Annotated in this window: 18 protein-coding genes; 8 read left to right on the forward strand and 10 right to left on the reverse strand. The window is 67.6% G+C overall.

From position 1 onward, the window contains the following. Positions 1 to 87: 87 nt before the first annotated feature. Entirely contained in the window at positions 88 to 702 is a 615-nt protein-coding gene (locus PDM28_RS15390) for an HAD-IA family hydrolase (protein WP_311182716.1), read from the forward strand. A gap of 18 nt (positions 703 to 720) precedes the next feature. Here PDM28_RS15390 and PDM28_RS15395 read toward each other — a convergent pair whose 3' ends face one another. Beyond that, complete coding sequence (locus PDM28_RS15395) at positions 721 to 1,950, reverse strand: acetylornithine transaminase (protein ID WP_311182717.1); 1,230 nt, start codon at positions 1,948 to 1,950, stop codon at positions 721 to 723. Between the two features lie 64 nt (positions 1,951 to 2,014). Between PDM28_RS15395 and PDM28_RS15400 the strand changes: the two genes are divergently transcribed. Continuing rightward, entirely contained in the window at positions 2,015 to 2,887 is an 873-nt protein-coding gene (locus tag PDM28_RS15400) for an ion transporter (RefSeq protein ID WP_102945148.1), read from the forward strand. Between the two features lie 117 nt (positions 2,888 to 3,004). On the opposite strand, the gene PDM28_RS15405 is transcribed toward PDM28_RS15400, so the two are convergent. After that, a complete protein-coding gene (locus tag PDM28_RS15405; protein WP_311182718.1) occupies positions 3,005 to 3,823 on the reverse strand; it encodes an SDR family oxidoreductase in 819 nt (272 codons plus the stop codon). Positions 3,824 to 3,931: 108 nt separating this feature from the next. Between PDM28_RS15405 and PDM28_RS15410 the strand changes: the two genes are divergently transcribed. After that, positions 3,932 to 4,624 (forward strand): hypothetical protein, encoded by a 693-nt coding sequence (locus PDM28_RS15410; RefSeq protein ID WP_311182720.1) that lies wholly within the window; start codon positions 3,932 to 3,934, stop codon positions 4,622 to 4,624. A gap of 6 nt (positions 4,625 to 4,630) precedes the next feature. Here PDM28_RS15410 and PDM28_RS15415 read toward each other — a convergent pair whose 3' ends face one another. After that, the gene (locus PDM28_RS15415) at positions 4,631 to 4,777 is read right to left on the reverse strand and encodes a hypothetical protein (protein WP_311182721.1); all 147 of its coding nucleotides are present in this window, start codon (positions 4,775 to 4,777) and stop codon (positions 4,631 to 4,633) included. After that, positions 4,774 to 5,436, reverse strand: coding sequence for a phosphotransferase (locus tag PDM28_RS15420; RefSeq protein WP_311182722.1), 663 nt, complete (start codon positions 5,434 to 5,436; stop codon positions 4,774 to 4,776). The genes PDM28_RS15415 and PDM28_RS15420 overlap by 4 nt, the downstream gene beginning before the upstream one ends. A gap of 103 nt (positions 5,437 to 5,539) precedes the next feature. Here PDM28_RS15420 and PDM28_RS15425 point away from each other — a divergent pair, with 103 nt between their 5' ends. Then, a complete protein-coding gene (locus tag PDM28_RS15425) occupies positions 5,540 to 7,531 on the forward strand; it encodes a bifunctional DedA family/phosphatase PAP2 family protein (protein WP_311182723.1) in 1,992 nt (663 codons plus the stop codon). Positions 7,532 to 7,580: 49 nt separating this feature from the next. On the opposite strand, the gene PDM28_RS15430 is transcribed toward PDM28_RS15425, so the two are convergent. From PDM28_RS15430 to PDM28_RS15440, 3 genes are all read right to left on the reverse strand, one after another. Next, on the reverse strand, positions 7,581 to 8,189 hold the full coding sequence (locus PDM28_RS15430; RefSeq protein WP_311182724.1) for an LON peptidase substrate-binding domain-containing protein: 609 nt from the start codon (positions 8,187 to 8,189) through the stop codon (positions 7,581 to 7,583). A 10-nt stretch (positions 8,190 to 8,199) separates the two neighbouring features. Next, the gene (gene mpl, locus PDM28_RS15435) at positions 8,200 to 9,564 is read right to left on the reverse strand and encodes a UDP-N-acetylmuramate:L-alanyl-gamma-D-glutamyl-meso-diaminopimelate ligase (RefSeq protein WP_311182725.1); all 1,365 of its coding nucleotides are present in this window, start codon (positions 9,562 to 9,564) and stop codon (positions 8,200 to 8,202) included. Between the two features lie 296 nt (positions 9,565 to 9,860). Beyond that, on the reverse strand, positions 9,861 to 10,424 hold the full coding sequence (locus tag PDM28_RS15440) for an adenylate kinase (protein WP_311182726.1): 564 nt from the start codon (positions 10,422 to 10,424) through the stop codon (positions 9,861 to 9,863). Between the two features lie 140 nt (positions 10,425 to 10,564). On the opposite strand from PDM28_RS15440, the gene PDM28_RS15445 reads away from it, so the two are divergent. Together PDM28_RS15445 and PDM28_RS15450 are read left to right on the forward strand one after the other, a co-directional pair. Further along, positions 10,565 to 11,821, forward strand: coding sequence for a 6-phosphofructokinase (locus tag PDM28_RS15445; RefSeq protein ID WP_311182727.1), 1,257 nt, complete (start codon positions 10,565 to 10,567; stop codon positions 11,819 to 11,821). Positions 11,822 to 12,095: 274 nt separating this feature from the next. Then, a complete protein-coding gene (locus PDM28_RS15450; RefSeq protein WP_311182728.1) occupies positions 12,096 to 12,896 on the forward strand; it encodes a hypothetical protein in 801 nt (266 codons plus the stop codon). Positions 12,897 to 12,964: 68 nt separating this feature from the next. Here PDM28_RS15450 and PDM28_RS15455 read toward each other — a convergent pair whose 3' ends face one another. Continuing rightward, positions 12,965 to 13,468, reverse strand: a complete 504-nt coding sequence (locus PDM28_RS15455; RefSeq protein WP_311182729.1) for a hypothetical protein — start codon at positions 13,466 to 13,468, stop codon at positions 12,965 to 12,967. A 308-nt stretch (positions 13,469 to 13,776) separates the two neighbouring features. Here PDM28_RS15455 and PDM28_RS15460 point away from each other — a divergent pair, with 308 nt between their 5' ends. Continuing rightward, positions 13,777 to 15,804: a sodium-translocating pyrophosphatase gene (locus PDM28_RS15460; RefSeq protein WP_102945139.1), complete on the forward strand. Its 2,028-nt coding sequence runs from the start codon at positions 13,777 to 13,779 to the stop codon at positions 15,802 to 15,804. A gap of 47 nt (positions 15,805 to 15,851) precedes the next feature. On the opposite strand, the gene PDM28_RS15465 is transcribed toward PDM28_RS15460, so the two are convergent. Beyond that, positions 15,852 to 16,211 carry a YbaN family protein gene (locus PDM28_RS15465; RefSeq protein ID WP_311182731.1) on the reverse strand — a complete coding sequence of 120 codons (360 nt, stop codon included), beginning with the start codon at positions 16,209 to 16,211 and terminating at the stop codon, positions 15,852 to 15,854. A 28-nt stretch (positions 16,212 to 16,239) separates the two neighbouring features. Continuing rightward, positions 16,240 to 16,827, reverse strand: coding sequence for a biliverdin-producing heme oxygenase (locus PDM28_RS15470; protein ID WP_311182733.1), 588 nt, complete (start codon positions 16,825 to 16,827; stop codon positions 16,240 to 16,242). Between the two features lie 181 nt (positions 16,828 to 17,008). On the opposite strand from PDM28_RS15470, the gene PDM28_RS15475 reads away from it, so the two are divergent. Continuing rightward, a complete protein-coding gene (locus tag PDM28_RS15475; protein WP_311182734.1) occupies positions 17,009 to 17,254 on the forward strand; it encodes a DUF2789 domain-containing protein in 246 nt (81 codons plus the stop codon). The last annotated feature ends 31 nt before the right edge of the window (positions 17,255 to 17,285 follow it).

Below are 17,285 nucleotides of genomic sequence, written 5' to 3' on the forward strand. Positions count from 1 at the left end.
CACGCGGTGACCGTGGTGCGACGCGATGTCGCAGCGGCGGCGTCCAGTGCGGTAACGTCAGCCGCTACTGCACCGACAACGGACACCATGCGCGTCGCCCTGGACTGCCTGCTGCTGGATTTCGACGGCGTGCTGGTCAACTACGCACGGCACCTGCGTGTGCGTCACCTGGCCGAAGCGTGCCGGCGTACGCCCGCGGAGGTGCAGGCCGCGTTGTTCGACAGCGGACTGGAGCGGCGCCATGACGAGGGCATGGACAGCAGTGCCTACCTGCAGGAATTGAGCGCCACGCTGGGCACGGAGATCAGCGTCGCGCAGTGGCAGGCCGCACGCATCGCCGCTTCACCGCCCCAACACGGCGTGATCGAGCGCGTGCAACGCATCGCCGGCGCGTTGCCGATCGCGATCCTCACCAACAACGGCGCGCTGATGGCGAAGACGATTCCGCAGATCCTGCCGGGCCTTGCCGCAGCGCTGGACGGCCGCATCCTGTGCAGCGGCGAACTGGGCGGGCGAAAGCCCGACCCGACCGTGTTCCTTCACGCGGTGGATCGGCTCAACGCACGCCCCACCCACACCCTGTTCGTCGACGACCTGTTCGTCAACGTGCGCGGTGCCCGCCAGGCCGGCCTGCATGCCGACACCGCCCACGGCAGCCGCAGCTTCGGCAAGCTCATGCACCGGTTCGGCCTGGATGCCTGACCCCTGCTGCGTGGCGCCTCAGCGCGACGCGATGTACGACTGCACCGCAGCCCGCAGGCGCTTCAGGCCTTCGGCGACTTCTTCATCGGTGATGTTCAACGCCGGCACGAAGCGCAGCACATCCGGCCCGGCCTGCAGCGTCAGCAGCCCCTGATCGGCCGCATGATCCAGGATCGCGCCGGCCTGGCCGGCGAAGTCCTTGTCCAGCACCGCGCCCAGCATCAGGCCGCGACCGCGCACCTGGCCGAACACCTTGAACTCGTCGTTGATCTTCCCCAGTCCATCGCGCAGCGCCTGCGACTGGCGGCTCACGTTGCGCGCGATCTCCGGCGAGGACAGCTTGCGCAGCGCCACCCGGGCCACCGCAGCGGCCAGCGGGTTGCCACCGAAGGTGGTGCCGTGCGCGCCGAACTGCATCGCCTCGGCCACCTTCGGCCCGGCCAGCATCGCGCCGATCGGGAAACCACCGCCCAGCGCCTTGGCCAGGGTCACGATGTCGGGTTTGACCTCGTCCTGCCAGTGCGCGAACAGGGTGCCGGTGCGGCCCATGCCCACCTGGATCTCGTCCAGCACCATCAGCGCGTTGTGCTGGTCGCACAGCTCGCGGATGCGCTTCATGAAGCCCGGCTTGGCCGGCATCACCCCGCCCTCGCCCTGGATCGGCTCCAGCATCACCGCGGCGACGTCGCCGGCGGCCATCGCGGTTTCCAGCTGCACCTCGTCGTTGAAGTCGACGTAGCGGAAGCCACCGGGCAGCGGCTCGTAGCCTTCCTGGTACTTCGGCTGTGCGGTGGCGGTCACTGCCGCCAGGGTGCGGCCGTGGAAGCTCCCGCGGAAGGTCACGATCACCCGCTGGTGGGCTGGGCGTCCCTGGGAAGCGGCCCACTTGCGCACCAGCTTGATCGCCACTTCATTGGCTTCGGCGCCGGAATTGCACAGGAACACCCGCTCGGCGAAGCGCGAGGCGGTGACCAGTTCTTCGGCCAGGCGCAGCGGCGGTTCACTGTAGAAGACGTTACTGGTGTGCCACAGCTTGCCGGCCTGCTCGATCAGCGCGGCCTTCAGGTCCGGGTCGTTGTGGCCCAGCCCGCACACGGCAATGCCGGCGGCCAGGTCGATGAACTCACGGCCCTGGGTGTCCCAGACGCGGGCGCCCTGGCCGCGCTCAAGCACCACCTGGCGCGGCTTGTAGACCGGCAGGTAGTAATGCGACAGGGACAGGAGCGGATCGGGGGCAGCGGCGGTCATGGCGGTCAGGGGTCCGGGAAAGCCTCCATTCTCCCCCTCCACCGGCTGGGGCACAATGCGGCCCATGCACCCCTTCCGCGCCCCCCAGCTCAACCCCGCGACCGAGACCGGCTGGCGCCGGACCTGGTTCGACATCATTTACCGGCACGATACCCGGCCCTCGCGCAACTTCGACCTGCTGCTGGTCTACGCGATCATCGCCAGCGTGCTGGTGGTGATGTTCGACAGCGTGCAGCGCTTCCATATCGAACATGCCAGCTGGCTGTACGTGGTGGAGTGGGGCTTCACCATCCTGTTCACCGCCGAATACCTGCTGCGCCTGGTGGTGGTGAAGCGGCCACTCCGCTATGCCTTCAGCATCTGGGGCATCATCGACCTGGCCTCGATCCTGCCCACCTATCTGTCGCTTTTCATTCCCGGTGCGCAGAGCCTGCTGGTGGTGCGCGCGCTGCGCATCCTGCGCGTGTTCCGCATCCTCAAGCTGACCCGCTACATCGAAGAAAGCGGCGTGCTGATGGAGTCGCTCTGGCGCAGCCGGCGCAAGATCCTGCTGTTCCTGTTCACGGTGGTCACCATCACCATCATCGCCGGCACCTTGATGTACGTGATCGAAGGGCCGAACCATGGTTTCACCAGCATTCCCAGTGCGATGTACTGGGCGGTGGTGACGATGGCCACGGTGGGATTTGGCGACATCGTGCCGCAGACGGTGCTGGGGCGGTTCGTGACCTCGGTATTGATCCTGATCGGTTACAGCATCATCGCGGTGCCGACCGGCATCTACACCGCCGAGCTGGCCAATACGATGCGGGACGCAGAGCGTGCCGCCAAGCGCGACGCACGGGGGTGCCCTTCGTGCGGGTTGGAAGGGCATGAAACGGAGGCGAAGTATTGCCGGCGGTGTGGGCATGCGTTGCCGGAGACGTTCAATACATGATCGGGTATACGTGGGACACGCATGGCGTGTCTCTACGCGTGCGGCCGCGGAATTGGTGTCGGACCCGATGGGCGTAGCGACACGCCATGCGTGTCCCGCGCGGTGCCAGCCATCCCATCAATCCAGAAACAGATCCGGCAACAACGGCCGAGACGGATCCACTGCGTATCCGCTCAGGTCGGTAATACCCGCCTCCGCCAACACCTCGTCATCCAACAGGAAGTTCCCGCTGAATCCCGCCGCCTCGCGCGTCAACACCGCGTGCGCTGCATCGGCCAGGATCTCCGGCGTGCGGCAGCCGGCCACGTCCACGCCCGGAATCATGTTGATTGCGTCAGTGGCAATCACGGTGCGCGGCCACAACGCATTCACCGCCACGCCCTGCGGGCCGAACTCGGCGGCCAGGCCCAGGGTGACGAAGCTCATGCCCATCTTGGCCAGGGTGTAACCGGTATGCGGCGCCCACCATTTCGGGTCCAGGCTGGGCGGCGGCGCCAGGGTCAGGATGTGCGGGTTCGGCGCCTGCAGCAGGTGCGGCAGGCAGGCCTGCGCGCACAGGAAGCTGCCGCGTGAATTCACCTGCTGCATCAGGTCGAACCGCTTCATCGGTGTGTCCAGCGTGCCGCGCAGCCAGATCGCGCTGGCGTTGTTGACCAGGATGTCGATGCCGCCAAACGTGTCCACGGTGGCCGCCACCGCGGCACGCACCTGGTCTTCCTCGCGGATGTCGCACTTCAGCGCCAGGCCCTGGCCGCCGGCAGCGGTCACCGCCTCGGCCGCACTGTGGATGGTGCCCGGCAGCTTCGGGTTCGGCACCGCCGACTTCGCCGCGATGGCCACGTTGGCACCGTCACGGGCCGCGCGCAGCGCAATGGCCAGGCCGATGCCGCGCGAGGCACCGGTAATGAACAGGGTTTTCCCTTGCAGACTGGCCATGTCGATCACTCCCGCGAATTCATGATTCGCCCAGTATGCCGCGCCTACGCGCAATTAACTGCCCCTTGACGATAGTGACACCCTGGTTACCGCTGCGAGGTCCCTGCCATGCGCCGTTCCCTGCGTCTGCTGCCCGTCCTGGGCCTATTTACTCTCGTTACCGCCTGCCAACGCAACACTGCTGAACCTGCGGACGCGCCGGCTGCGGCAGCCGCAGCGGATGCGCCTGCCCCATCGGCAGCCGCCAATGCCAACCTGCGCTGGAGCAATGCCGTGGTGTGGAGCGGCGACCTCAACAGCTGCCGCCAGGGCGAGGCCGCGGCCACCCGCGAATGCCTGATCGCCGCGATGCGCAGTGCCGGCGCGAATGCAGACGCCATCGCCGCCGCCGAGCAGCTCTCCAGCGGCGGCGAACTGGCCTACGCCAGTGCCTGGCACGACCAGGACGGCATCGGCGTCGCCACCGTGACCTATCCGTTCCGCGCCAATACCAACGAAGGCACCCGCCTGATCGATGCCAGCGGCAAGCGCATCGACGTGGACAACGTGCAGCTGGATGACACGCTGCGTGCGGACCCCGGCATACAGGCGCTGCTGGCCACCGACCCGCAGGCCATGCCGTTCGCGCCGGCGCAGGCGGCGGCGAGTACACCCCTGGACGGCGGCGGCGTTCGCCTGCTGTACCGCACGCCCCTGCGCGAATGCCACGCCTGCGCCGATGTCGGCACCGTGCAGATCGGCTACGACTTCGATGCGGAGCGTAATTTCATCGGACAGCAGGTGGTGCCGGCGACGCCGTAACCACGTTCAGAACCCAAACAGCGAATCGCGGAATTCCTTCCACCATTGCAGGGCCCGGCCACGTGCATCGCGCCCTGCGATGGCGAAGGCGGTCGCCACCACCGCGCCGATCAACAGCACCGCCGCGACAATCAGCGACAGGATGAAGATCACGGTTTTGGCCCCTGCCCTTCGTTGTCTTCCCAGTGCAGGATTTTGCGGGTGACCACGCGGTAGACCGGCTTGCCGGTGCGGAACCACAGGTCGCGCACCCACGAGTGGCGCTTGAGCACGCGCTTTTCCACCGGGGTCAGCGATTCGCGGCAGTACATGCGCTTGTGCTTGAGCAGGTGGCGCAGGTCTTCGCGGGCCAGCAGGCGCATCCAGCGCGAGCGCGGGTTGCCGATCACCGCCAGCTGGAAATCGATCAGCGCCGGGCTGCCGTCTTCGCGCACCAGCCAGTTGGCTTCCTTGGCCAGGTCGTTGTGGGCGATGCCGTGGCGGTGCACCTTCTGCAGCAGGCGGCGCGCGGCGCGGAAGTAGGCGATGTCGCCACGCGGCGGGCGCTGGTACATGGCGTCGCCGGCCATGAAGCTGCGGTCCAGCCAGCGGCCGTTCCAGGCCAGCAGCGCCGGGGTGTCGGGCATGCCGTCCAGGTGCGCCAGCGCGCGCGCTTCGCGCCGGGCCAGCCACCAGGCCGGCAGGCGCAGCCACCACGGCGTGGCGCCCAGGTCGCGACGGACGAAACGCTGGCCGCCCTGTTCCATCAACAGGATGCGGCCAAAGCTGTCGGCCTTGAGGGCGTGTGACGCGGGCGGGAGCGGACGGTTCATGCCGGCCATTCTAGGCGGGGGACCGCGTTCTTTGCCGACAACGGACGCATCCGGAGCGGACCTGTCGGGCAGTCAGTCACGTTGCCGCCTCTATAATCGGCCGATGGACTCGTCATGGATCGATGCCACGCTTGCGTGGATATCAGCTCACCCGGTGCTCGCCGGCGCGGTCATCTTCCTCATCGCCTTCTGCGATGCGGTGATCGTGCTGGGCGCCATCGTGCCCGCCCTGCCGCTGCTGTTCGCGGTGGGCGTCTTCATTGGTCTGGGCCAGATCTCCGGACCGTACGCGGTGGCGTGCGCGGCGCTGGGCGCCTTCGCCGGTGATGGCATCAGCTATTGGATAGGCCGGCGATGGGGCGACCGGCTGCGCGGGGTGTGGCCGTTCAGCCGTTACCCGCAGCTGCTCGACCGTGGCGAAACGATGTTCCGCCGCAATGCCTTCAAGAGCATCCTGGTGGCCCGCTACGTGGGCGCGATCCGCCCGTTCGTGCCGGCCATCGCCGGGATGATGAACATGCCGGCGATGCGTTACGTACAGGCCAGCGGCATCGCCAGCATTTCCTGGGCGGTGCTGTTCCTGGCGCCGGGCTGGGTGCTGGGCGAAGCCTACGACGCGGTCGCGGCGGTGGCCGGGCGGCTGGTGATGGTGCTGGCGCTGGTCGGCGTGGTGATGGGCGTGGTCTGGGCGATCGTGCTGTACGGCTACCGCTGGTCGGCCGCGCGCATGGACAGCTGGCTGGCCAGCCTGCTGCAGTGGTCGCAGCGCCATCCCACCCTGGGCCGCTATTCGGTCTCCGTGTTCGACCCGCAACGGCGCGAGTCGGTGCCGCTGGCGATGCTGGCGCTGATGCTGCTGTTGCTGGGCTGGGGCTGGTTCGCGCTGTTGATGGCGGTGGTCGCGCATGGCGAACCGCTGAGCCTGGACCTCGCCGTGCACCAGGCGATGCTGGCGCTGCGCAACCCGCTGGCCGATTACCCGATGGCCGCGCTGGCCTCGCTCGGCGCCTGGCAGGTGCTGCTGCCGCCGACCGTGCTGACCATGGGCTACCTGATCTGGCGCCGCCGCTGGATGGCCGCCGCGCATTGGCTGGCCGCACTGGCCTTCGGCCTGGCCCTGACTCGGCTGCTGGGCGCCACGGTGGACGTGGTACGACCGCCGGACGCGAGCAGCGGCTTCGGCTTCCCGTCGGTGTCGGTGACCATGGCCACCATCACCTTCGGCTTCTTCGCGGTGCTGATCGCACGCGAGCTGCCCGGCCGCACGCGGGTGTGGCCGTACCTGCTGTCGGGCATCATCGTCAGCCTGATCGGGTTCGCGCGGCTGTACCTGGGCGCGCACTGGCTGAGCGACGTGATCGGCGGCATGTTGTTCGGCACGTTCTGGCTGCTGGTGCTGGGCATTGCCTACCGTCGCCGCTTCAACCGCTCGTTCTGGGTCAAGCCGGTGTCGTGGCTGTTCTATGGCACCTTCGCGGTGGCCGCGCTGTGGTACGCGCCGCGCAACGTCGACCTGAAGCTGCAGCGCTTCGAACCGGCCCAGCCGGCGCCCGCCAGGCTGGTGGCACAGGCCTGGTGGGGCGGCCAATGGCGCAGCCTGCCGTCGCGCCGCAATGAGTTCGACGACGACCAGCGCTGGCCGCTGGACGTGCAGGTGGCCGGGCCGCTGGAACCGCTGCGCGAGCGGCTGGAAAGCCAGGGCTGGCGCGTGCAGCCGCAGGCCGGCTGGGAGCAGGCGCTGCTGATGCTGGACAAGTCCGCCACCCAGGACGAAGTGCCGGTGCTGCCGGCTACGCTGGACACCGAGGTGGAATCGCTGCTGATGCTGCGCCCGGGCAACGCGCCCAACGAGATATTCGCGTTGCGCCTGTGGCCGGCGCCGGTGCAGCTGCAGCCGGGCGACCAGCCGCTGTGGCTGGGCAGTGCGCAGACCCTTCACTACCAGCAGCACTTCAAGCTGATCGGGATGTGGCGGCCGATGCGCGGCATCGACCCGTCGCTGACGGCGGTGCGTGAAGCGCTGGAAGGACTGCCGCAGGACGTGGGCAACCATCCGGATACGGGCATGCCGGTGCTGCGGGTCAGGACGTATTGAAGGAATCACGGCGGAGTGCTGTGTCAGAAGCGACCGCCGTGATTTACACCTACCAGTTTTCGTCGAGCACGGTGGCGTTGGGCGGCATCCAGCGCAGCAGCGCGTCCAGGCGCTGGTGCGGGTCGTCCATCTGCAGCAGCTGCAGGCGCTGGGCTTCTTCCAGCGGCATCAGTTCGGCCAGCCGCCAGCCGACCCAGGCCGACTGATCCAGCAGGGCCGGATGGCTCGGCTCGAAGGCGCTGCCGGCCTGTTCGATGATGTGGGCCAGCACGGTGGATAGCAGCGCGTGTTCCGGGCGCAGTTCGTCGTCCGGATCAGGCGCGCTCCATTCGACCTCGGCCACGATCAGGCCGTTGTCGCGGATGCGCGGCGGGCGCGCGTGGAAACGCCGGTGGCCGCGCAGGCGCAGCACCAGGACGCCGTCGGCGCCCATGTCGAAGTCTTCGATGCGTGCTTCCACGCCATGCGCGGCCGGGGTGGCCGGGGCGCCGACCTCCTCGCCTTCGAGGATCAGGCAGATCCCGAACGGGGTGTCGTTGCGGCTGCATTCGCGCAGCATGTCCAGGTAGCGGCGCTCGAATACGCGCAGGCCCAGCGCGGCGCCCGGCAAGAGGGCCGAATGCAGCGGAAACAACGGCAGGGTGGTGGTGTCGGTCATCGCAGCACGCTTACTGTGCCTGCAACTGGGCCAGGAAGCGTCGCGGCGCGCCGTCGAAGCCTCCGTTCGACATGAACACCACGTGGTCGCCGGGCTGCACGATGTCACCGAGCTGGGCCAGCAGCGCGTCGGTGTCGGGTACCGCATGCGCCTGGCCGCGCACGGCGGCGATCACGCTGGCGGCGTCCCAAGCCAGTTCCGGGCGGTGCAGGAACACCACCGCGTCGGCCAGCGCCAGCGACGGTGCCAGTGCCTCGGCATGCGCGCCGAGCCGCATCGAATTGCTGCGCGGCTCCATCGCGACCACGATGCGGCGAGCGCCCACCTTGGCGCGCAACCCTTCCAGCGTGGTGTGGATGGCGGTGGGGTGATGGGCGAAATCGTCGTAGACGGTAATGCCGTCCGCGTCGCCGATCACTTCCATGCGCCGCTTGACGCTGCGGAAGTTCGCCAGCGCGGGGATCACCGTGGCCGGCGCGACGCCGACCGCATGCGCGGCCGCCAGTGCCGCCAGGCCATTGAGCACGTTGTGGCGGCCGAGCAGCGACCAGCGCACTTCGCCCAGCGCCACGCCACGGTGGTGCACGATGAAGGCGCTGCCATCGGCGTTGACCAGCTCGGCATGCCATTCCAGGCCGGGGTCGAAGCCGAAGCGTTCCACCGGGGTCCAGCAGCCCATCGCCAGCACTTCAGCCAGGTAGGCGTCCTCGCCGTTGACGATCAACCGCCCGCGCGCGGGCACGGTGCGCACCAGGTGGTGGAACTGGCGCTGGATCGCGGCCACGTCCGGGAAGATGTCGGCGTGGTCGTACTCGAGGTTGTTGAGGATGGCCACGAGCGGGCGGTAGTGCACGAACTTGCTGCGCTTGTCGAAGAACGCGGTGTCGTACTCGTCCGCTTCGACCACGAACTCGCGGCCCTGCCCGACCCGCGCGGAGACACCAAAGTCTTCGGCCACGCCGCCGATCAGGAAGCCCGGCTCGCGGCCGGCCGCCTGCAGCAGCCAGGTCAGGATGGTGGTGGTGGTGGTCTTGCCGTGGGTGCCGGCCACGGCCAGGGTATCGCGGCCCGGCAGCACCTGCTCGGACAGCCACTGCGCGCCTGAAATGTAGCGCTGGCCGGCATCGAGGACGGCTTCGACCGCGGGATTGCCGCGCGACAGCGCATTGCCGACCACGACGTCGTCGCAGTCGCTGGCGACGCTGTCGGTGCGATAGCCCGGGTCGAGGGCGATGCCCAGCTGTTCGAGCTGGGTGGACATCGGCGGGTAGATCGCCTGGTCGCTGCCACGGACCGTATGGCCCAGTTCCCGCGCCAGCGCGGCCACGCCGCCCATGAAGGTGCCGGCAATACCAAGAATGTGGATCGTGCTCATGGTTCGATTGTCGCCTATCGCCCGTCGAGATGCGCGTGGCGGCATCGCGAGGAGCCGGCCGGCGGCCGGCACTACAGCACGCATGCGTTTGCGTGCTGTAGGGGAATCCCTGATAGCGACGTACTGTGAATACGGACACAATTCATCGCGCCAGCCGCAGTACTCCCGATGGTCCTACTCCCCAAGAGGCCGTCCCAAGGGGGGCTCATATTGTGAGGCTCTGAGCAGGCCTGATCGCTGGCGTTCTACACCGCACGCCCGGTTCCGATAGGACCGGGCGTGCGCGTGTAGGTTGTTCAGCCCTTGATGGCTGCGTGGATGCGGGCTTCCACGTCTTCGAGTTCGCCTACGCCGTCAACGCGCGCCAGGGTGCCGCGACCTGCATAGAAGTCCACCACCGGCGCGGTCTGGTCGGTATAGACCTGCAGGCGCTGGCGCACCGATTCCGGATTGTCATCGGCACGGCCCTGCTCGGCCGCACGGCCGGCAATGCGCTGCACCAGCAGTTCGCTGGCCACGTCCAGCTGCACCACGGCATCCAGCGGCTGGCCGATCTTGGCCAGCAGGACATCCAGCGCGTTGGCCTGGGCCACGTTGCGCGGGTAACCGTCGAGGATGAAGCCCTTGGCCACGTCCGGCTGGCCCAGGCGCGATTCGAGCATGCCCAGCAGGATGTCGTCGGACACCAGGTTGCCGGCATCCATCACCGCCTTGGCCTGCTTGCCCAGCTCGGTGCCGGCGGCCACTTCGGCGCGCAGCAGGTCGCCGGTGGAAATGTGGGCGATGCCCAGGTGTTCCTTCAGGCGCGTCGCCTGTGTCCCCTTGCCCGAACCGGGCGGTCCCAACAGAACCAATCGCATCAACCTGACTCCAACTTGGTAAAAAAACGGAAGGGCGCGCGCCCCGGGATTGTCCACAATCACGCTGCACCGCAATACACGCACTTTACCTCATACCGGTAATGTCCCTGCAATGTCCTTCCCCCGACCAAGGTCCGACCATGTCCAAAGGTACCCTGCTGTACGCCCAGTCAGGCGGCGTCACCGCCGTCATCAATGCCACCGCTTCGGCCGTGATCAGCACCGCCAGGGCCAAGGGAATCAAGGTCTTGGCCGCGCGCAACGGCATTTTGGGGGCGCTGCGCGAGGAGCTGATCGACACCTCGAAGGAGTCGGCGGCGGCCATTGCGGCGCTGGCCCACACCCCGGGCGGGGCGTTCGGCTCGTGCCGCTACAAGCTCAAGTCGCTGGAGGCCGACCGCGCCCGCTACGAGCGCCTGCTGGCGGTGCTGCGGGCCCATGACGTGCGCTGGTTCCTCTACAACGGCGGCAACGATTCGGCCGACACCGCCTGGAAGGTGTCGCAGCTGGCCAAGGCGTTCGATTACGACCTGACCTGCATCGGCGTGCCCAAGACCATCGACAACGACCTGGCGGTGACCGACACCTGCCCCGGCTTCGGCTCGGCGGCCAAGTACACGGCGGTGTCGGTGCGCGAAGCGGCGCTGGACGTAGCGGCGATGGCCGAAACCTCGACCAAGGTGTTCTTGTACGAGGCCATGGGCCGGCACGCCGGCTGGCTGGCCGCAGCGGCGGGCCTGGCCGGCAACGGGCCGGATGAGGCGCCGCACATCATCCTGCTGCCCGAGCGCGCCTACGACGAGGCCGCGTTCCTGGCCAAGGTCAAGCAGGTGGTCGAGCGCGTGGGCCACTGCGTGGTGGTGGCGTCGGAAGGCATCCAGACCGCCGATGGCCGCTTCGTGGCCGACGCCGGTGGCGGCAAGGACTCGTTCGGGCACACCCAGCTGGGCGGCGTGGCCTCGCAGCTGGCCGCACGGGTCAAGGACGCGCTGGGCTACAAGGTGCACTGGACCCTGCCCGACTACCTGCAGCGCTCGGCGCGGCACATTGCCTCGAAGACCGACTGGGAGCAGGCGCAGGCGGTGGGCAAGGCCGCGGTGCAGTACGCGCTGAAGGGCCAGAATGCGGTGATGCCGGTGATCGTGCGCAGCAGCGACGCGCCCTACCGCTGGAAGATCGAGCCGGCACCGCTGCACAAGGTGGCCAACCATGAAAAGAAGATGCCGGCCGGCTTCATCCGCCGTGATGGCTTCGGGATCACCGACAATGCCAGGGCCTACCTGTCGCCGCTGATCAAAGGTGAAGCCCCGTTGCCGTACGGCGCCGATGGTTTGCCGAAGTACGTAACGCTGAAGAACGTGGCAGTCAAAAAGAAATTGCCACCCTTCGAGGCGTGAAGAATCCTGCTGACGTGTCCGGATCTACGGCCGTTCGGGAGAATTCGTAGGTCCGGCCGTTGGCCGGACACCGCGCAGAGCGCGGCTCAAGCGTCCGGAGCCGTGCCTGTCATCGGTTGCGGCCATGCTTCCGCGTGTACACCCAACCGAAGCCGCCGTTTGCGACACCCTCCACCGCCCCCTACAATCCCCCAACGCCGGCAGGACACGTCGGCGTTCGCAACCGCGACCCACCCTCCGCGCCCTGCGGACGATGACAAGGACAGTACCCGACATGAAGTGCACACCCCTGTTTGCCGTGCTGCTGCTCGCTGCGGCCGCCCCGGCGTTTGCCGATACCTGTGAAAGCTCGTTCCAGAAGAAGGGCAACCCGTTCAAGGGGACCAACTTCACCGCCTCGGTCAGCCATCCCGGTTTGACCGTGCCGAGCGCGATCGGCCAGATGCGCGTGATCGCCAAGAACGCCAACATGGACGTGATCGACGAAGATGCCGCCAGTGGCTCGATGCTGATCGAAGAACCGCAGACCGGCCTGCACAAGAACCTGCCGCTGATCGTCAGCGCCTTCAATGAAGGCGGCACCGGCACTGTGGCCCTCTTGCTGAAGGTCAATCCTGGCGCCATTCCGAGCACCGAGGGTGTCAAGAAAGCCATGTGCGACCTGCTGACCCAGGTCAAGCCGGGCAAGGCCGGCGAGCAGCTGGCTGCGGCTACCCCGAAGGCGTCCGTGGTGAACACCACCGCCCGTGAATTCGGTTCGCGCCTGCGCTCGCAGCACAAGGACAACCCGGGCGCGATGGAAGCGCGTTACCAGGGCAAGGAATACGCGATCACCGGTCGCGTGATCACCGTGTTCAAGGACGGCAACGGGTACAACACCGGCTTCGATGTCGGCGGCAATCCCAGCGGCGGCATCGATTTCGACAGCGTCGCCATCTCCTGCCGCTTCGCGCCGAGCCAGACCGCATATGCCATGGCGCTGCGCCCGAAGGAAAACGTCACGCTCAAGGGTGTGATCGATCACTACGATCAGAACAACCGCGTGATGTGGTTGCGGGATTGCAAGGGCAACTGAGCCTGCGGTTCGCGCGATCGTGATACCAGAACCCGGACGGCCCCGCCGCCCGGGTTTTTTCATGCCGGTTACCGGCAGGCGTTTCCTTCCATCGTCATCTGCGCGGCGAACATCGGGATCTGCGCGATCTTGCCGGCCGCAGCCTGCTTCTTTGCTTCTTCCAGGTAGATGCGCGACTGGCCCTGGCCGTCAAGTTCGGTCTTCTGGTCTACCGGCAGACGCCAGACGCGCACCACCGCCTGCTGCGCCGGGCAGGCCGCGCTCGGTACGCGGATCACGTCGTTGAGCTTCCAGCCCTTGGCTTCGCTGGGCTGCGCCTTGGCGTAGTCGACGAAGCGGGCGCGAGGCTGGCACTGTTCGCTGGTGCGGACCACGGCGAATTTGTACGGATTCGCAGCGTCGCCAGTGAAGGCGCCCTCCAGGCGGGCGCAGGCTTCGGGGATCTGGCGCAGGGTGTGGACGGCGTTCACCGCTTGCGGGGCGCCGGTGGGACGTTGGAGCTCGGGGGTTTCTGCGGCGGTGGCGGCGACGGTGGGCAGCAGGGCTAGCAGGAGGAGGTGGCGTGGGGACATGGGGCGGCGCCTGTGGGGGATGCCAGTCAAGATGGCGCGCAGCGGATGAATGTTGCGCCAAGGGCCGGGCCGGGCAGAGCCCGGCTCTACCGGTGACGTTTGGGGCGTGGCGCATCGGTTGGCGCGTCGGCGTGGTCGCTTTGGGCGTTTTCCCTGCATAATCGGGGGGCACCAGGATTGCTGAACAAAGCCACACGCTTGACGACCGGGGACGGTCTGAACGGGTTGGTCCATCGTTGCAGCCCGTTGTGCCCCGCGTGGTGAGGTTCGTCCGTCGACTGGATGCCATCCATCACCCGGGAGGGGACATGCTGGAACGTTATGGGCTTTCACTTGCGCTGTTCTGCGCCATCCTTGCGATTCTCTACGGCATCGTGTCGGCACGCTGGATCCTCCGGCAACCGGCCGGCAATGCCCGCATGCAGGAAATCGCCGCCGCCATCCAGGAAGGCGCGCGCGCCTACCTCAACCGCCAATACCTGACCATCGGCATCGCCGGCATCGTGTTGTTCGTGCTGGTCGGGATCTTCCTCAGCTGGTACACCGCGATCGGCTTCGCGATCGGTGCGGTGCTGTCCGGCGCGGCCGGCTACATCGGCATGAACGTGTCCGTACGCGCCAACGTGCGCACCGCTGAAGCCGCGCGCAACGGGCTCAGCGCGGCCATGGACGTGGCGTTCCGCGGCGGTGCGATCACCGGCATGCTGGTGGTCGGGCTGGGCCTGCTGGGCGTGGCCGGTTACTACGCCCTGCTGCTGCGGCTGGGGCTGGACACCGGCGCGGCGCTGCATGCGCTGGTCGGGTTGGCGTTCGGTTCGTCGCTGATCTCGATCTTCGCGCGGCTCGGCGGCGGCATCTTCACCAAGGGCGCCGACGTCGGCGCGGACCTGGTCGGCAAGGTCGAAGCCGGCATTCCCGAAGACGACCCGCGCAACCCGGCGGTGATCGCCGACAACGTGGGCGACAACGTCGGCGACTGCGCCGGCATGGCCGCCGACCTGTTCGAGACCTATGCGGTCACGGTGATCGCCACCATGCTGCTGGGCAGCCTGATGATCGCCGAGGCCGGTCGCAACGCGATCCTGTATCCGCTGGTACTGGGCGGGGTGTCGATCATCGCTTCGATCATCGGCGCGCTGTTCGTCAAGGTGAAACCCGGCGGCTCGATCATGGGCGCGCTGTACAAGGGCGTGATCGTGTCCGGCGTGCTGGCGGCGATCGCGTTCTACCCGATCACCCGGCAGCTGATGCCCGACAACGCGCACGGGGCGATGAACCTGTACATCTGCGCGCTGATCGGCCTGATCCTCACCGGGTTGATCGTGTGGATCACCGAGTACTACACCGGCACCCAGTACAAGCCGGTGCAGCACGTGGCGCAGGCGTCGACCACCGGGCATGGCACCAACATCATCGCCGGGCTGGGCGTGTCGATGAAGTCGACCGCGCTGCCGGTGATCGCGGTATGCCTGGCGATCTGGCTGGCGCACCTGCATGGTGGGCTGTACGGGATCGCGATTGCCGCCACCTCGATGCTGTCGATGGCGGGCATGATCGTGGCGCTGGATGCTTACGGGCCGATCACCGACAACGCCGGTGGCATCGCCGAAATGGCCGAGCTGCCGCCGGAGATCCGCGACATCACCGACCCGCTGGATGCGGTGGGCAACACCACCAAGGCGGTGACCAAGGGGTATGCGATCGGGTCGGCGGCGCTGGCCGCACTGGTGCTGTTTGCCGATTACACCCACAACCTGCAGGCCGCGCATCCGGGTGAAGTGTTTGCGTTCGACCTGTCCGACCACACGGTGATCATCGGGTTGCTGATCGGTGGGTTGATTCCCTACCTGTTCGGCGCGATGGCGATGGAAGCGGTGGGCCGCGCGGCGGGAGCGGTGGTGGAGGAAGTGCGCCGCCAGTTCCGCGAAATCGCAGGGATCATGGAAGGTACCGGCAAGCCGCAGTACGACCGCGCGGTGGACATGCTGACCCGCTCGGCGATCCGCGAAATGATCGTGCCCTCGCTGCTGCCGGTGGCGGTGCCGGTGGTGGTCGGCCTCCTGCTGGGACCGCGTGCGCTGGGCGGGTTGCTGATCGGCACCATCGTGACCGGCCTGTTCGTGGCGATCTCGATGACCACCGGCGGCGGGGCCTGGGACAACGCGAAGAAGTACATCGAAGACGGGCACTTCGGCGGCAAGGGCAGTGAAGCGCACAAAGCCGCGGTGACCGGCGACACGGTGGGCGATCCGTACAAGGACACGGCGGGGCCGGCAATCAACCCGTTGATCAAGATCATCAACATCGTGGCGTTGTTGCTGGTGCCGTTGTTGTAAGTGGATTCGGGGCCGCGACGTCCTTGGGGGCGTCGCGGTACCGGGGGTTACGTGGGCGACGGCCTCGAGAGCACGTACGCCGCGCTCGCCAGGAAAAACACGGCCACCCCCAGCAACAACGGCCACGATGGCCGCGCGCCCCACAGAAACATCACGAACCCGAAGGCCATGCCGCCGGCTGCGAAGGCCTTGCCCTTGCGGCTGATCGCGCCCTGCTCGCGCCATGCGCGCAGCGAGGGCCCATAGCGCGGGTGTTCCAGCAACTTCCGCTCGAACTTCGGCGAGCTGCGCGCGAAGCAGCCTACCGCCAGGATCAGGAAGATGGTGGTCGGCATCACCGGCAGCAGCGCGCCGATCACGCCCAGCGCGACCATCACCCAGCCCAGGCAGAACCAGAGCCAGCGCATCAGGGTGACCGGGCGCGGCCGTCAGCGCTCATGCGAATTCCAGTTCGACATGGTCGTGCACGCTGCGGAACGCCGCGTCGGCGGCGTCGATCACCTGCTGTTCCTGCTCGGCGGTGAGCAGCACGGTGTCGAGCGCGGCGGTGAACGCGCGCCAATGACCTGCGGCGCCATCGGGATGGGCGGCCAGGTGGCGGGCGCCGAAGTCGGCGTCCAGGCCGAGCTGGCCGGCCATCTTGTACAGGATGGTGCCGCCCAGGTTGGAGCCTTCGGCCACGTACAGCCAGCCCAGTGCCGCCGGCAACGGCAGGTCAGGGCCCAGCCGCATCGGCACCGGGCCGGGCAGGACCTGTTCCAGGTCATGCAGGTCGCGGGTGACCTGAGGCAGCCGCCGGCGTTCGGCCAGGTCCGGCAGCAGCGCGTCCAGCGCGGCATTGGCGTACAGCGCATCGATGTCGCGGTGGAAGCGGTACTGCACGCGCAGGAACCGGGCGAAGCGGTCGCGGTCGGCGAAGATCTCGCCGGCCATGATGCGCTTGTCCAGCGCGCCGTGGCTGGCGCGGGTAGCGGCCTTCAGGCGTTGGCTGCGGGTGGCTTCAAGGGTCTCGGTGGCGTTCATGGCGTTCTGGCAGGAAAAGGTGGCAGTGCCGCGCAGCGCGCGTCACACGGGTAAGACGCCTGCCACGCAGACTACCCCAAGCCGGATTGCCGCGGCAGGCCCGCTCCCCCATTCCGGCGATGCCATCCTCACCCCGGGGTGTTGATAATGGCCCATTCTTCCGCCCACAAGGATTGCCATGATGGACACCACCGAATCGCGCATGACCAACCTGTTCGAGCAGTTGGGACTGGACTCCAGCAAGGAGGCCATTGCCCGATTCATCCTTGACCATCAGCTGCCGGCCGATGTGACCTTGGCCGAGGCGCCTTTCTGGAGTGACGCGCAGCGGCAGTTCCTGGGCGAAGAGCTGAAGGAAGATGCCGATTGGGCGATCGTGGTCGATGAGTTGAACGAAGCGTTGCACGCGGACGCGACCAAGGCGTGAACGGAAATGGGCGCGGCGAGTGCCGCGCCCA

The sequence above is a fragment of the Stenotrophomonas aracearum genome (genome assembly GCF_031834615.1).
GTDB lineage: Bacteria > Pseudomonadota > Gammaproteobacteria > Xanthomonadales > Xanthomonadaceae > Stenotrophomonas > Stenotrophomonas aracearum.

What these genes read in the sequence shown, in the direction of transcription:
- PDM28_RS15390 (WP_311182716.1), top strand. Translation starts at nt 88, where the DNA reads ATGCGCGTCGCCCTGGACTGCCTGCTGCTGGATTTCGACGGCGTGCTG.
- PDM28_RS15395 (WP_311182717.1), bottom strand. Translation starts at nt 1,950, where the DNA reads ATGACCGCCGCTGCCCCCGATCCGCTCCTGTCCCTGTCGCATTACTAC.
- PDM28_RS15400 (WP_102945148.1), top strand. Translation starts at nt 2,015, where the DNA reads ATGCACCCCTTCCGCGCCCCCCAGCTCAACCCCGCGACCGAGACCGGC.
- PDM28_RS15405 (WP_311182718.1), bottom strand. Translation starts at nt 3,823, where the DNA reads ATGGCCAGTCTGCAAGGGAAAACCCTGTTCATTACCGGTGCCTCGCGC.
- PDM28_RS15410 (WP_311182720.1), top strand. Translation starts at nt 3,932, where the DNA reads ATGCGCCGTTCCCTGCGTCTGCTGCCCGTCCTGGGCCTATTTACTCTC.
- PDM28_RS15420 (WP_311182722.1), bottom strand. Translation starts at nt 5,436, where the DNA reads ATGAACCGTCCGCTCCCGCCCGCGTCACACGCCCTCAAGGCCGACAGC.
- PDM28_RS15425 (WP_311182723.1), top strand. Translation starts at nt 5,540, where the DNA reads ATGGACTCGTCATGGATCGATGCCACGCTTGCGTGGATATCAGCTCAC.
- PDM28_RS15430 (WP_311182724.1), bottom strand. Translation starts at nt 8,189, where the DNA reads ATGACCGACACCACCACCCTGCCGTTGTTTCCGCTGCATTCGGCCCTC.
- mpl (WP_311182725.1), bottom strand. Translation starts at nt 9,564, where the DNA reads ATGAGCACGATCCACATTCTTGGTATTGCCGGCACCTTCATGGGCGGC.
- PDM28_RS15440 (WP_311182726.1), bottom strand. Translation starts at nt 10,424, where the DNA reads ATGCGATTGGTTCTGTTGGGACCGCCCGGTTCGGGCAAGGGGACACAG.
- PDM28_RS15445 (WP_311182727.1), top strand. Translation starts at nt 10,565, where the DNA reads ATGTCCAAAGGTACCCTGCTGTACGCCCAGTCAGGCGGCGTCACCGCC.
- PDM28_RS15450 (WP_311182728.1), top strand. Translation starts at nt 12,096, where the DNA reads ATGAAGTGCACACCCCTGTTTGCCGTGCTGCTGCTCGCTGCGGCCGCC.
- PDM28_RS15455 (WP_311182729.1), bottom strand. Translation starts at nt 13,468, where the DNA reads ATGTCCCCACGCCACCTCCTCCTGCTAGCCCTGCTGCCCACCGTCGCC.
- PDM28_RS15460 (WP_102945139.1), top strand. Translation starts at nt 13,777, where the DNA reads ATGCTGGAACGTTATGGGCTTTCACTTGCGCTGTTCTGCGCCATCCTT.
- PDM28_RS15465 (WP_311182731.1), bottom strand. Translation starts at nt 16,211, where the DNA reads ATGCGCTGGCTCTGGTTCTGCCTGGGCTGGGTGATGGTCGCGCTGGGC.
- PDM28_RS15470 (WP_311182733.1), bottom strand. Translation starts at nt 16,827, where the DNA reads ATGAACGCCACCGAGACCCTTGAAGCCACCCGCAGCCAACGCCTGAAG.
- PDM28_RS15475 (WP_311182734.1), top strand. Translation starts at nt 17,009, where the DNA reads ATGGACACCACCGAATCGCGCATGACCAACCTGTTCGAGCAGTTGGGA.